Source organism: Fluviispira vulneris (assembly GCF_014281055.1).
In the GTDB taxonomy this organism is placed as follows: domain Bacteria; phylum Bdellovibrionota_B; class Oligoflexia; order Silvanigrellales; family Silvanigrellaceae; genus Silvanigrella; species Silvanigrella vulneris.
Window position 1 is genome coordinate 202,057 of the sequence record NZ_JACRSE010000001.1, and the last position, 14,640, is coordinate 216,696.

8 protein-coding genes are annotated in these 14,640 nt (G+C 35.2%); 1 reads left to right on the forward strand and 7 read right to left on the reverse strand.

Annotated features, from left to right (window positions below):
• Positions 1-2: 2 nt before the first annotated feature.
• The 7 genes from H7355_RS00775 to H7355_RS00805 form a co-directional block, all read right to left on the reverse strand.
• Positions 3-2,063, reverse strand: a complete 2,061-nt coding sequence (locus H7355_RS00775; protein WP_186643943.1) for a LysM peptidoglycan-binding domain-containing protein — start codon at positions 2,061-2,063, stop codon at positions 3-5.
• A gap of 127 nt (positions 2,064-2,190) precedes the next feature.
• On the reverse strand, positions 2,191-5,256 hold the full coding sequence (locus H7355_RS00780; protein WP_186643945.1) for an efflux RND transporter permease subunit: 3,066 nt from the start codon (positions 5,254-5,256) through the stop codon (positions 2,191-2,193).
• A gap of 22 nt (positions 5,257-5,278) precedes the next feature.
• Positions 5,279-6,379: an efflux RND transporter periplasmic adaptor subunit gene (locus H7355_RS00785; protein WP_186643947.1), complete on the reverse strand. Its 1,101-nt coding sequence runs from the start codon at positions 6,377-6,379 to the stop codon at positions 5,279-5,281.
• Between the two features lie 143 nt (positions 6,380-6,522).
• The gene (locus tag H7355_RS00790; RefSeq protein WP_186643949.1) at positions 6,523-9,378 is read right to left on the reverse strand and encodes a 2-oxoglutarate dehydrogenase E1 component; all 2,856 of its coding nucleotides are present in this window, start codon (positions 9,376-9,378) and stop codon (positions 6,523-6,525) included.
• Positions 9,379-9,475: 97 nt separating this feature from the next.
• Positions 9,476-10,885 (reverse strand): ATP-binding cassette domain-containing protein, encoded by a 1,410-nt coding sequence (locus H7355_RS00795; RefSeq protein ID WP_186643957.1) that lies wholly within the window; start codon positions 10,883-10,885, stop codon positions 9,476-9,478.
• 3 nt (positions 10,886-10,888) lie between these two features.
• On the reverse strand, positions 10,889-12,679 hold the full coding sequence (locus tag H7355_RS00800) for an ABC transporter permease subunit (RefSeq protein ID WP_186643959.1): 1,791 nt from the start codon (positions 12,677-12,679) through the stop codon (positions 10,889-10,891).
• Between the two features lie 87 nt (positions 12,680-12,766).
• Positions 12,767-13,741, reverse strand: coding sequence for a succinylglutamate desuccinylase/aspartoacylase domain-containing protein (locus H7355_RS00805; protein ID WP_186643961.1), 975 nt, complete (start codon positions 13,739-13,741; stop codon positions 12,767-12,769).
• 162 nt (positions 13,742-13,903) lie between these two features.
• Between H7355_RS00805 and H7355_RS00810 the strand changes: the two genes are divergently transcribed.
• The gene (locus tag H7355_RS00810; RefSeq protein WP_186643963.1) at positions 13,904-14,638 is read left to right on the forward strand and encodes a lysophospholipid acyltransferase family protein; all 735 of its coding nucleotides are present in this window, start codon (positions 13,904-13,906) and stop codon (positions 14,636-14,638) included.
• Positions 14,639-14,640 lie beyond the last annotated feature (2 nt).

Sequence of the window (14,640 nt, forward strand, 5' to 3'; positions counted from 1 at the left end):
AATTAAGGTAACTCTCCAAAAAATTTAAATAGAATACCTATCTCAGTGTAATCGAATTTTACTGGAGGCACATAAGTATAATCTCTTAGGTAAAAAAGCTTCGTTTTAAAACCCCAACCTTTATCATTATATGACTGTACAAGTCCTAATTCATAACCTTGTCCAATATATGCATTATAAACTTCATTCGTAAATGGTGTGCTGAGTAAATAACTTAATTCCGATTGAAATGACAACTTATCATAACTTAGGAAAGTATAGCCAATTGTGCTGCGCAAAAGTGTTGTGGACATTTTTTCAACTTGTAGCGTTGTATCATTTATTGAGCGAAAAACTACAAAATCTCCATAAGATAATTGAAAATTTCCATATAAATTTGGATAAAAATTATATTTTATACCAGCAAGAATATTTGTTAATCTTAGAATACTATCACCGATGACAACATTTGTATCGGATTGCATTATTTGTGTTACTGATAAATTTATTCCAAAGTATGTTTCCAAATCTTTATTCCAGCGTTGAGTTAAACCAATTTCAGTAAAAATTATTGGGCGAGATAGAAGAGTTGATGTTAAATTATTATCTGTATTTTCGCCTTTAAGGCGTAGATATTTAACTCCCAATTCTGAATAAAAAAGATTAGGGTTTTCTTCAAAATTTTTATTTTTTTCAAGTTCAATTGTATTATCAGAAGCAAGCAATTTTTTTTCTTTATTATTGACAGTTGTTGGCATATTTGGCAGACATATGGTAGTGCCTTTTTCTAAGAATGCATTATCAAATGCAAGATTTTTATTGAGTTCTATGGTTTTCTGGTAAGATCCATTTTCACCAAAAAGAGGAATCATATTTTTTTTTCTTAAAATATGTATTATATTTTCTTCTTTCTCTGTTGTATATTTATCGCATTGTTGAATTTCAGCTTGGACTGCAGGATTGATATCTTCTTTATCAATTTTTTTCTTGTTTTTCTCAGGTTTTATTTTTGTATTTCTTTTTTTTTCTGCAAATTTTGCTATGGGTATATTTTTATCACTTAGTTTTTCTATTATTTTCTCTTTCTCCTCAATTTTCATAGGTGATCTTGTTTGCTCTGTTTCTGATACATCTACATTCGTTTGATGGTCTTGATTTTGTTTAATTTCTTCTTCTAAATCTTCATTATTTGGGTTATTATATTTATCTTTAGAATCAATTTTATCATTATTTTTAGTAATGACTTTATCTTTAGAATCAATATTTTTATCTGTGTTTTTTCCATCATCCTCTGTGGGCAAAACAATAGGTAAAGAAGAATCTAAATGTAATATTTCTTCAGTCATTTTTTTATTTTCTTTAAGAATGTCTTCATTTTTCTCTTGATTATCAGCTTTGTTATCTGCTAAATTATAATTATTTGTTTTGTCTGGTAGGCAGAGTGAATTTCCAGGACGAATAAGATATCCTTTTTTTCCCTCACGCTTATTTATTTTTAGGGTTTTTTGTAAACTGCCATTTTTGCCAAAGATCGGTCTTAGTTTATGGGTTTTTAGAATTTGGATAATTGTATCACCATTTTTAACAGTATATGTAGTACATTTGTTATTGAATTTATTGTCAATTTCTTTATTGTTGTTATGTTTTTCTATTTCTAATTTTTGAGTTAAATTTTCCTTTTCTGCATCATTATTTAATGCATCCATATTAGAATTTTCATCTGTTTTTTTACTCACTTTAACATTATCTTTATCATTAACTATCTGCTTATTAAAGTCTTTTGGAAATCGTATACGAATTGGCAAGCATAACTTATCTCCCGCATGGATGAGTTCTTTTCGAGTTTTTTTATCCAAATTATTTATTTCATAAGTTTTTTGCAGTGAGCCTTCTTTGCCGAAAACTGGGATGAGTGAGTTTTTTCTGAGTATTTGAATTATTGTTTCTTTATCTTTCACTTCATATTGAGTGCATTGAGAATTTTCGGCGAAATTACTTTCAGCAAAAGCATGCAATTTAAATGAAAAAGAAATAAATAGAATAATATAAATAATTAATTTGTAGAAACTCAAATAAATATGCACTAGAAAATACTCTCCGAGTTATTCCTGCAATGCTCTATAAATCGGATGAATATATATAAGGGTTGAATTTTAAATGTTAATTTTCAAAAAAATGTAAGAATAGAAATTTTTTTCCTAGGTATTAAACTTAAGATTCTTCTTTTTCATTTTTTAGTTTTTTCAAGTGTATATTTTGCTTTGCTAAATATGTGTACATAGTTGGTACGACAAAGAGCGTAAATAAGGTACCAATTGTCAGTCCAGATGCTATAACAATTCCGATATCATGCCTGCTTGCAGCACCTGCACCAGAAGCAATTATAAGAGGTATTACAGCTAAAACCATTGCGGCCGTTGTCATCAGTATTGGGCGTAAGCGAATTGAAGCTGCCTTTTCAATTGCTGTGCGAATGTCATAATTTTGCTCAAGACGCAATTGATTGGCGAATTCAACCATTAAAATCCCATGTTTCGTTATAAGACCAATAAGTGTAATAAGACCAATTTCTGTATAGATATTAATGGTAGCAAAACCTAAATTAAGTGGTATAAGTGCACCGCAAATTGCCATAGGCACACTGATCATGATGATAAGTGGATCTCTAAAACTTTCAAACTGAGCAGACAAAACTAGAAAAATAATGATCAAAGCAAAACCAAAAGTGAGAATCAGTGCATTTCCTTCCTGCTGTTCTGTTCTAGAATCACCAGAAAAATCGTAAGTCATCCCATAGGGCATAATTTTATCAGCAGCCTTTTTTAAAAAAGCAATACCTGTTGAAGTTGTTTGTCCTGGCATCATGACGGCAGAAAATGTAGCAGAGTTGAGTTGCTGAAATTGATTTAGTGAATTGGGTTCAGAGCTGATATTAAAATTAATAAAGTTTGATAACGGAACAAATGATCCAGAATTATTTTTTATATAAGTTTTCTTAAGATCAGAAGGATTGTAGCGATCATTATCTGCTAATTGAGGAATTATTTTATAACTTCTTCCGTCCATGCTGAAAAGATTAGTATAATTACCACCTAAAAATGTCGATAATTGTTGGCCTATTTGCTGCATAGATATATTTCCATCAGCTGCTTTCGATTTGTCGATTGCGATATTTAATTGTGGAGTTTCAAAACTCAAATCACTATCAACAACTATAAAAAGTCCGCTTTTTTTTGCAATAGCCTTTAGTTCTTCCATGACTAAATAAATATTTGTGTAATTATCTGTTGATTTAAGTACCATTTGCAAAGGAAATCCTGAGCTACCTGTTGGCAAATCAGGTAAAGCAAAGATAAACGCTTTTATACCTGATATTTCATTCAAATCATTTTGGATAATTGTTTGCAAATCTTTAGCACTTCTTTGTCGTTCACTCCATGGTTTGAATACAAATCCTGCAAAAGCATCGGTTTCACTGCCTCTGCCATTTGCAATAAAGTGAGCTGCTCGTTCTGGATATTTACTAAATATATTATTGATTTGATCTGTGTATTTTTCTAAATATCGGATATTTGCGTATTTTGGTGCTGTCGCAATTGTTAATAAAAATCCTTGATCTTCCTGCGGAGCAAGCTGCTTAGGTGTTAAAATAAAAAGAAAGAAAACGCTGATAAGTACAACTCCTCCAAATAAAAGGACCACAGGTCTAAAATTTAGTATAGATTTTAATTTTTTTTCATAAAAATTTTGGAGATCAGTAAACTTATGATCTATCCAATGGGCAAAGCCTTTGCTTGTGTCACCAGTTGTTAAAATTTTAGAACACATCATGGGCGATAATGTTAATGCAATCACACCTGAAACGATGACTGAAGCAGCTAAAGTTAAAGCAAATTCTTTAAATAGCGCACCCGTTAACCCACCCATTAATCCGATAGGTGCATACACTGCACTGAGGGTGATGGTCATTGTTATAACCGGTAATGCTATTTCTTTTGCACCGATCAAAGAGGCTTCAAATGCATTTTTTCCTTCTTCTAAATGACGCTGGATATTTTCTACGACAACGATGGCATCATCAACAACCAGTCCAATTGCTAGAACCATGGATAAAAGTGTGAGTAAATTAATTGTATATCCAAGTAAAAACATTATGGAACAGACACCGACAAGAGAAAGCGGAATCGTTATAATTGGGATTATGACAGAGCGGAGTGAGCCTAAGAATAAGAAAATAACAATTATGACAATAATTGTTGCTTCACCAAGAGTTTTAATAACATCTTTAATTGACGCTGAAATAAATTCTGTTGAGTCATACACAACGACTTGATTGAGAGAAGGGGGGAGTGATTTTAAAATATCTGGTAATATTTTTCTTACATCTTGCACAACGGTCAGGGGATTTGCTGTTGGAACAGAATTGACTCCAATAAAAACTCCTTTTTTCCCATTGAAAGTAACAGAAGAAGAATAGTTTTCTGAACCCAGTTCAACTTCTGAAATATTTCGCATCCGTATGAGTTTACCTTTTGTTTCTTTAACCACGAGATTGTTAAATTCTTCTACACTGTGTAAATCAGTTTCTGCTTTTATATTTGTGATGGTATATTGTCCTTTGAGCTGACCTGCCGCAGATAAATAACTATTTGATGTGAGAGCTTTATTCACATCATCTGCAGTGATATTTAATGCTGCCATTTTGTCAGGTTGTAACCAAATGCGCATTGCAAAAGGATTTCCTCCAAGAATATCTGCACTGGCGACACCTGATACAGATTGAATATTGGGTTGAACGATTCGAGTTAAAACGTCATATATTTGCTGACTCGATATTTTATCACTAGAATAACTTATATAAAGTAACGCAATTGAGCTTCCAGTTGTTTTTGTGATAACTGGATTATTCGCATCTCGAGGTAATTGTCCTGTCACTGCATTTACTTTTGCTAAAATGTCAGCAAATGCAGTTGCGGAATTAAAATTTAATTTTAAATGTGCTTGAATTGTGCTCACACCTTGGCTGCTCGTTGAATTTATATAATCGATCCCATCAGCCGATGCAATGGAAGTTTGAAGCGGTTGAGTAATAAATCCCTGCATAAGTTGTGCATTGGCACCGGGATAAGTTGTCGTTACTGTTATCACAGTGTTTTCAACTTTAGGATATTGTCTCACATCCAAATTAAAAACAGATTTTAAACCGACTATAAAAATAAGAAGACTTACAACTGTAGATAAAACAGGTCTCTGAATAAAAATATCAGTGAATTTCATTTTATTCCTCTGCACATAAAATTTATAATTTTACAGAGTTATTAATAACAATAGATGAACCATCAACAAGTTTAAGCTGTCCACTGCTTACAATCATATCACCAGCTTTAATTCCTTCTAAAATGACCACAGTGTTGTCTCTTTTTTCCCCTGTTTTAACAAGGATACGACTGACTGTTCCTAATTCTTGTCCAGTTTCTGACTTTTTATCGCTGAGATGGACTAGAAAGGCAGAATCTCCATAGAGAGTGTAAGTTATTGCCGTTTGCGGTAAAGTGATCGTATTTGGAATTGGTGGTAAATATATTTTTGCATTTACAAACATGCCTGGTAATAATTTATTATCAATGTTTTCAATTGTAGCTTGTGCTTCGATAGTTCTGGTTGATTCATCAATTTTAGAATCAATTGCGGTAATCGTTCCCTTAAAATTTAAATTAGGATATGCATCACTGACAACGATGACTTCCTGACGTAAAGCAATTTTACTCACTTCTTGTTGTGGTAATGTGAAATGTGCATTTAAAATATGCGAAGATTGTAAACTGGCACAAGATAAACCTGGAGAAATATATTGTCCAACATTAATAAGTTTTATTCCAATTTTTCCACTAAATGGAGCGCGAATTAACTTTTTAGCAATTGCAGAGCTTATATTTTCATAGTTTGCTTTGAGTTGCTTTGTTTTTGAAGATGAGTCATCAACCGATGCCTGTGATGTCGCACCTTGTGTGAATAATTTTTTTGTGCGCATATCTGTTACTTTAGCTAATTGCAATTGTGCACTGATATCTTTTAATTGAGCTTGTTCACTGGCATCATCTAATTGCACAAGCGCCTGTCCTTGTTTCACAAATTCGCCAGATTTAAAATAAATTGCTTTTACTTGCCCCGAGACTTCAGAACTGATTTCTACTCCGTCTACCGCCTTTAAATTTCCAACCGAATATAAAAATGGTTGCCATGTTTCTGACTTTGCAATGGCAACGGAAACAACTTGAGGGGGAGGAACAAACGACGCAAAATATTTTTTCATAAAATACTGACGCATAATATACCAACCGAATATTCCTCCAAAAACTATAAGAAGACCGACAAGCGTAAAGGTGATTCTTTTTGCCATGGGATTCCTCGTTCAATTTTATTTGAATATTTATAATTATTTACTAAAAATCGCCATTCATCAATGTGACGATGGCGCTTAGTTTGACGGATAAAATTGTCAGGCTGGAAAGCTATTTCAGTGGATAAAGTTGAATAAGAAAATCACACTTCTGTGCTTGTATTTGCTTCAAGAGCGGCTTTTATGACTTGTTCTTGTTCAATAAAATGCCATTTTTCAATACCAACTGCTGGTGTTGCGCGTCTTCTTCGGCCGAAATATTCTAGATGGCTTGATATCCCTGATTTTTTTAGAACATTTTCAAGTTCATGACGAATAAAGCTCCAAGCACCCATATTTGCAGGCTCTTCTTGGACCCAAGCAATGCATTTTGCAGATTTGTATTGTGAGAGTATGCTCACAGCTTTTTCCATGTGGAATGGATAAAGTTGTTCTATACGAATAATAGCGGTTGTCTCAGCCTTGTTTTTATATTCATCTTTTTCAAGGGCATCAAAGAGATCAAGTGATATTTTTCCAGTACAGAATAATACACGTTCAACTTTGTTTGATTTACCAATGCGTAGGTCGTCAAGAATTTCTTCAAAATGACCTGTAGCTAATTCTTCTAAAGTCGTTGAAGCGCGTGGGCTTCTCAAGAAGCTTTTTGGCGTCATTAAAATAAGAGGTTTTCTGAAATTACGATGCAATTGTCTTCTGAATGCATGATATATTTGCGCTGCATTTGTAAAGTAACAAACTTGCATGTTACCATCGGCACACAGTTGTAAAAATCTTTCAAGACGAGCACTTGAATGCTCTGCTCCTTGTCCTTCCATACCATGTGGAAGTAACAGAACGAGACCTTGTGTTTGACACCATTTTGTTTCGCCTGCAGCGATAAATTGATCGATTATAACTTGAGCTCCATTAGCAAAATCACCAAATTGTCCTTCCCATAGGACGAGTCCTTTTGCTTGGCGCACAGCATAACCATATTCATAACCCATGGCTGCTTCTTCGGAGAGAAGTGTATTAATGACTTCAACTTTTGCTGTTTCAGAAGCGCATGGAGAAAGAAGAGTATACAGACTCGCATCTTCAGAATCTACTAAAGTAACATGACGGTGTGAGAAAGTTCCTCTCTGTGCATCTTCACCTGCAAGACGAATGCTATAGCCTTCTTCAAGGAGGCTTGCATATGCGAGTAATTCTGCCATACCCCAGTCAACTTTCTTTTTTCCATCAGCCATTTCTTTGCGCTCTGCAATAATAATGCGACCGAGTTTTGGATTTACACGGAAGCTCTCTGGTACTGTGCAGATTTTTTGTGCAAGAGCTTTAATTTTATTCAGGGATAGTTGAGTTTTTACTGCTTTTAGCATGTCTTTTTCTGAAGCAAGTTTAAGTTCTCCCGCATCTCTTGGTGGAGTGAATTGCTCAATTTTTGCGTGACTATTTTTTACTTTATCAAAAGTAGCATTCATTTCTGAGCGGAAATTGTCGTACACACTTTTTAAATCACCTTCTAAAAAACCATGTGCAGAGGATAAATATTTTGCATATTCTTCATATGGTGCAGGTTTATCTTTGATTAATTTATATAAAAGTGGTTGAGTGAAAACGGGTTCATCTGCTTCATTGTGTCCATATCTACGGAAACAAACAAGATCAATATAAATATCTTTTTTAAATTTAGCTCGATAGTTTGCTGCTAAGACCATAAGGTTGTGCAGGGAATCAAGGTTGTCGGCATTGATATGGAACACAGGTGATCCCGTTACTTTAGCTACGTCTGTACAATAAGTAGAAGAACGAGAATCTTTTGGATCTGTTGTAAAGCCAACTTGATTGTTTGCTACTAGGTGAACTGTCCCACCGACATTATAACCCTTTAAGGACATCATTTGCACTGTTTCAAATACAATGCCTTGTCCAGAAAATGCTGCATCTCCATGTAAAACAATCGAAGCAACTTTAGAGGTATCGCCATTGTGATACATTGCTTGGCGGGCTCTTGTGTCTCCCATAACCACACTATCGACGTATTCAAGGTGACTTGGGTTAAATGGCATTGATACAGTAACTTCATTCCCTGTACGAGATTTGCGTTCGGATTCATAACCATAGTGATATTTTACATCGCAGTCACCATGTAATCCATCATGATAGTATCCTTCCCATTCTGCGAAGAGTTTCTCAAGCGGCTTGCCAATTACATTGACTAAAAAGTTCAAACGACCACGATGGGCGATGGCCACAGTGCATTCTTTAACACCTAGTTTAGTCGATTCATCGATAAAAGATTCGACTGCAGGATATTGAGCGTCAGCACCTTCAATACTAAATCTTTTTTTACCAATGTATTTGGTTGCTATGGTTTTTTCGAGGGAATCAGCTTTTGCTAATTCAGAGTATATTGACTTCTGTGTTTCTTTTGAAATTGGATTGTAGATCTTTGAGAACTCAGCATGTAGCCATCTACGTTCTTCATCGGAATCAACGTGTTCTATTTCTGCACCAACAGTGCCTGCAAATCTTCTTTCCAGTTCAATCATGAGTTTTTCAAGGCTCATGGAACCTAGGCCTATCAAAGCGCCCGCATGTGTTGCGCGTTTTAAATCATTTGTGGTCAAACCGTAGGATTCAAGGGCTAAAATGGGAAATTTTTTAGGTGGAATTGGGAGTGGATTTGTCGTTGCCTGTAAATGACCGTTTGCTTTCCAGGCATGAACAAATTCAGCGACTTTCATTTCAAAAGCGAGTGCCTCGGATCCTGCAGATTCTGCAGCTTTAGAATTCGCTTGAACTTGGGTTTTTTCACTGACATTTTTTAATAGCTCTTGAAAATGAGGGGTATCATTAGCGAGAGCTGAAGCAGTTCCAAATCCTTCATTGAAGCCTTCAAAATAGGCTCGCCACTCGATTCCAACAGAGTTTGGATCCGAACTATAACGAGCAAACATTTCTTCAACATAGCCAGCGTTATTTTGAAAAATAGAATTAAAATTACCACTCATAATTTCCACAAGTCCTTATCAGGAAAGTAAACAGAATTTCAGGAATCATTGGCTTAGAGATTTTTTACCCAAAGCGTTGTTGCACAGCCTAACAAATTTAATCGGGTATAAACAATTTTTCTTCATCAGAATCGTAAATTAATAAATTGGCATAGCGGCACCATTTGAGAAGTGTTTGAAATTGAACGTCGTGGTCTTCAAATGGAAGCATCATTACGATTTGTTCAATGGCTATATCAGCTTCGAGACCTTCTTGTCCGGCATTTTTGACGAGAGCATAAATTGAATAAACAACCGGAAGTTTCAAAATTGCGCTGCGCATCATTTCACTGCGCACTTCGGTGTCATGTTCTGTAGCAAAGAGCCTTCCTTGTTCAGTCAAGACAACACGAATCCCTGGGGTTGTGATAAATCCAAGTGTTTCGCCAGCAGCAACAGCTGGTAGCACTTGGTCGACACTTTGTCCCATTTCTTCACATAAATCATATAGATCGGTTTCTTCATCTTCTGTGCTCAAACGGCTTACCAGACCTTCAACGAGAGTGAGGTTTGTATTGATAAGGGGCTTCACTCTCTTCTGTTTTGTTTGGCTAGTCTCTTTTGCTTTTTTATTTTCACTTGCAGGATGTTTTTCGCTACTTTTTATAACTACAGAGCTTTGTTCTTGAGTCAAATTCGTTTTTTGATTTGGAGTTATGTCAGGCACAAGAGTTTCGTAATCGTGCTCATCTGTTACTTTATCAAGGTGCAAGAGGCCAAATGCCTTTTCAAGTTGTTCTTCTATTTCTTTATATTCTTTAGAATTTGGCATACGTGGGCGAGGTAAATTTATTTCAATTGAACGGAAAATAGTTCCTGGATTTGAGGATAGAATAAGGATTCGATCTGCTAGCTGTAAGGCCTCTTCAAATCTATGTGTGACAAGTACGCTTGAACGGATTTTGCGATCAGGTTGCGACCAAATGCGTACGAGCTCAGCTCTAAGAGATTCGCTTGTCAATGGATCGAGCGCTGAAAAGGGCTCGTCCATGAACATAATCATGGGATCAGAAACCATAGCGCGCGCTAAACTCACTCTTTGTCGCATTCCACCACTCAATTCACGTGGAAAAGCATCTTCAAAACCTTTCAAACCAACCATTTGTATAATGCGATCAATTCTTTCATTTTGTTCATTACGACTGAGTTTGGGCATGGAAACTGCTATATTTTCACGAATTGTCATCCATGGAAATAAGGCAAAACTTTGGAAGACAAAAGCCCCTAATTGCATATTTTCTGGTGAGGGGGTCGCATAACTCACTGTTCCCCTGTCTGGCGTTAATAATCCCGCCATACAGCGTAGGAGAGTTGACTTACCGGAACCCGAAAGTCCTACCAAAGCAAGGAACTCTCCATCAAAAATATCTAAATTAATGCCTTCAAGAACAGTAAACATATTTCCGTTAGGTCGGCGATAATCTTTGCAGAGAGAGCGCACAGAAAGCACAACTTTTTTCTTTTTCATAAATTAATCCTTAACTCGTTCGGCAAATATATATAATGTTCTCCAAACTGTGCGATTTAATATAACAAGAGCAACGACTATACAGATAATTGCTGCAATAAGTTTTTGATAATTTCCTGAAGTTGTTGCGTGAACGAGTTCAGCACCAATTCCTTCTGAACGCAACGAACCGCCTGGGTATTCAACTATTTCAGCAACAACGCTTGCGTTCCAAGCCCCTCCTGCTGCCGTGATCCATCCTGTCGCCAGTGAAGGTAAGATAGCTGGAAAATAGAGCTTGCTAAAGCGGTGCCAGAGAGAAAATTTATATATTTGAGTTACAAGTTTTAATTCTGCAGGTATTCTCGATGCACCACCAATGACGTTAAATAAAATATACCATTGGCTACCAACACACATCAGAAGAGTTGCGCTGATAAAACTAGGTAATTTTAAGAAACTCAACGCAAGAGCTAAAAATGGAAAGAGAACAGGAGCAGGAAATGCTGCTAAGTTTTGGATGATGGGTTGGAAAATCCGTTCAAGGCGTGGATTTAAGCCAAGCCATAAACCAACGGGTATTGTCCAAATTGTGCTAATAATAATTACAAAAAATACCTTTGAGCCTGTTAAAAAAACAGCATGAATTAACGTAAACCAATCTTTATTTGAAAGAGAAGCAAGCGATTGACCAAAAGAAGGAAGTTTAGGAAGAATTGAAAAAACAAGCCCTCCTACAGCAAAGGTAACAAGCCAAGGGAGCCAAGATGAATGTTTTATTTTATTTACTTTATCAGTGCTTATCCAATTTGCCGGACTGATTACGGTGCCCCATTTTTCGATATTATCTATTAAATATTTACGGGTGGCGCCACTCTCAGCAATATCTGCTTTTGGAAATAGAAATAAAACTGTGCGTTTAAATCCAGTGGAAATAAGATCTGGAATACTTGTTTGATGAATAATATTTAAAAACCAACTTTCATCTACAGCAGTGCTTTTCCCATCATCACCATCACGAAATCGTGTTACCCATGCAATTAAAGGTTTCCAAAGAAATAAATTTGTACCAATAATTATAACAATAAGAACAAAAAGTGCTGAGCAAAAATTAAAATAATTTCCAGTTGTAAAAGTTTCTGAGATATAACTGCCAAGACCCGGAAGACGAAAATCTTTGTTGCCTAATGTAAATGCTTCACAGGTTGTTAAAAAGAACCACCCCCCCGCCATAGACATCATTCCATTATAAATTAAAGGGCGATATCCGTTCGGGAGATCAACAAAAAAGAATTTTTGTACAACAGAGAGACGATAAATTTTCGAGACTTCTTTAAATTCAGGTTGAAGTGTTCTTTGTGACTCATAATAAGCAAAGGCAAGATTCCAAACTTGTCCCGTGAAAATAGTAAGTAAACAAGCTAACTCGAGCCCCCAGCGATTGCTTTGAAAAATTGAGATGAGGGCAAGGACAAAACCTGGAAGAAATGCTAGAACAGGCAAACTTTGTAAAACATCGAGAAGAGGAATTAAAAAGCGCTCAAGCGATTTATTATTTGCTGCAAGTGTTCCGTAAATAATTGCAAAAATATAGCTTAAAAATAAAGCGAGCATACTACGGATAAATGAAAGAAGTGCATAATTTGGCAAAGCAGAAATAGATGTGTCTATTTTTACTTGCTCAATGAATGGTGAGCTTCCGGTTGATAAAAAGTTTGTAAAACCCATGCCTATAATTATAGCGATAAAAACAACAATTATGTCTGCGCGTAAAAATGCAGATCGGGAAGCTTGTACTTTGGCAAATTGTGTCATGCTCACCTCATCGATGGTATGAAGACAAACCCAATATGGGTGCTAACATCTTTTGTAAATCATAGGGGAGACTATAAAAGCAAGGTATTAAGAAATAAAAAGTTTGGGGTCCTCAATTTTACAAGCTATTGAATAGAGATAGGGATCATTTTTTTCAATCGAAATTCCTTCGCTATTTCTGATCGGATATTGCGGAAATATAATGAAACCGTTGTAAGGGCTGCGCAATGGTTTTTTCAATTCATCATAACCTAGAATTTGATCTTTTTTTATTTTTTGCAAATTAAAAAAACCATCCATTAATATTTTTTTGGGTGATGAAAAAGGTTCAGAATATCTGCGTTCTAAAAATGTAAAGTCAGAATTTCTTCTGGCAATATTTTTAATCTCCTTACCGAATAAATAGATTTGATCCATACGATATAAACTTTTATGAATTGCTTTTAAACAACTTAATTCTGCACTTTTATAAAAACCTTTGACTCCAAGTTCAAATGTGATTCCGACTTTCTCAAGTTTTCGGACATATTCATCGGAACACATCCCTGCTGGGTTATATGCTTCGCCTTTTTTCCGCGTTACAAAATATTCAGTCAAGCCAATCGAACGTGCCCATAAGTAACTTTTTAAATGCATTTCAAAAATATAAAAGGGTTTTTTGCATCGGAGATTGGTCTGATGAAAATCAATAAAGACATCTGAATTATTAAGAACCTTCATGATTTCCAATGCACGTTTTTTTTCAAAAGTATTATTCTGTTCAGAATTTTTTTCTGAAAAGGATCGATTGAGATCTGACTCAAGAAATCTTTTTTCTTGAAGTGCCGCTTGCTTGTTACCTAAAATGAAAGTAACAATACCTCCATATTTTATTTTTTGTGTTGATAATTCTTGAATTATCCGATTGATTGCTGGTAATGAGCCAACTTCATCACCATGGATAAGACAACCAAACACGATGTGGTGATTATAGCGGCCAAAATTGAACGACACACTGTCCGCAATAGGGCCAGGAAACCGTTTTGTATAAGAATCGAATAGATTAAGTTGACTTTGCAACATATCAGGAGATCCATAATATTTTAGTTCTTAAGGTTTTCATTTTAGAGTAAATGACACGGAGTTATATGTCAAATTAATTGTATTCTGTTGATATTTTTAGGTCTTTACAAGGTTAAGTTAATCGTATATTTTTCAAGTGTTCTTTTCAGGATTGGATGGTTTATGCTTGGTTTCTTAATTAAAATTCTTCGTTATTCATTGATCGTTATTCTCTTTACATTAATCAATATATTTTGTCTCATTTTTTTTATTTTCAGATATAAAAATCCGAACAATAATTATCTATATTCAAGAATACTTTCGCATGTATTTATTAGACTTCTCGGGGTAAAAATTGAGTATAGAGGAAAAAATAATCTCAAAGTTATGAATTCCTCGGTCTTGATTGCGAATCACCAATCCTATTTTGATTCAGTGGTATTTGGTGGGATTTTCCCCAACCAAACGGTTGTTATGGGTAAAAAATCTCTTATTTGGCTACCAATTTTTGGGTGGATTTTTCTTTTAGGTGGAAACCTTTTTATCAATCGAAAAAATCATGCGAAAGCTATGGATACGATGAAGGTCGTTGACACAGCTATTCAGCAGGGGCGTTCACTTTGGATGTTTCCAGAAGGAACTCGCAGTCATGGACGTGGTCTCAACGGCTTCAAAAAAGGTGCTTTTTATGCAGCTATTCAAAACAGAGTAAATATTCAACCCATTGTTTCTAGTACATTTAGAAATGCTATTGACATTTCAAAATGGAACTCAGGTAAAGTCCTCGTTGAAGTTCTTGATCCGATCCCAACAAAGGATGTCAATGTTGAAGATATTGAAAATATTGTTAATAATGCTCATACTCTCATGAAGAATAAAATAGCGTCTTTGGATAAGGAAATTCATGGAGTCCATTAAAA

Bases quoted from the DNA above. Each gene is read 5' to 3' on its own strand.
- H7355_RS00790 (WP_186643949.1), bottom strand. From the start codon at position 9,378: ATGAGTGGTAATTTTAATTCTATTTTTCAAAATAACGCTGGCTATGTT.
- H7355_RS00805 (WP_186643961.1), bottom strand. From the start codon at position 13,741: ATGTTGCAAAGTCAACTTAATCTATTCGATTCTTATACAAAACGGTTT.
- H7355_RS00785 (WP_186643947.1), bottom strand. From the start codon at position 6,379: ATGGCAAAAAGAATCACCTTTACGCTTGTCGGTCTTCTTATAGTTTTT.
- H7355_RS00780 (WP_186643945.1), bottom strand. From the start codon at position 5,256: ATGAAATTCACTGATATTTTTATTCAGAGACCTGTTTTATCTACAGTT.
- H7355_RS00795 (WP_186643957.1), bottom strand. From the start codon at position 10,885: ATGAAAAAGAAAAAAGTTGTGCTTTCTGTGCGCTCTCTCTGCAAAGAT.
- H7355_RS00810 (WP_186643963.1), top strand. From the start codon at position 13,904: ATGCTTGGTTTCTTAATTAAAATTCTTCGTTATTCATTGATCGTTATT.
- H7355_RS00800 (WP_186643959.1), bottom strand. From the start codon at position 12,679: ATGACACAATTTGCCAAAGTACAAGCTTCCCGATCTGCATTTTTACGC.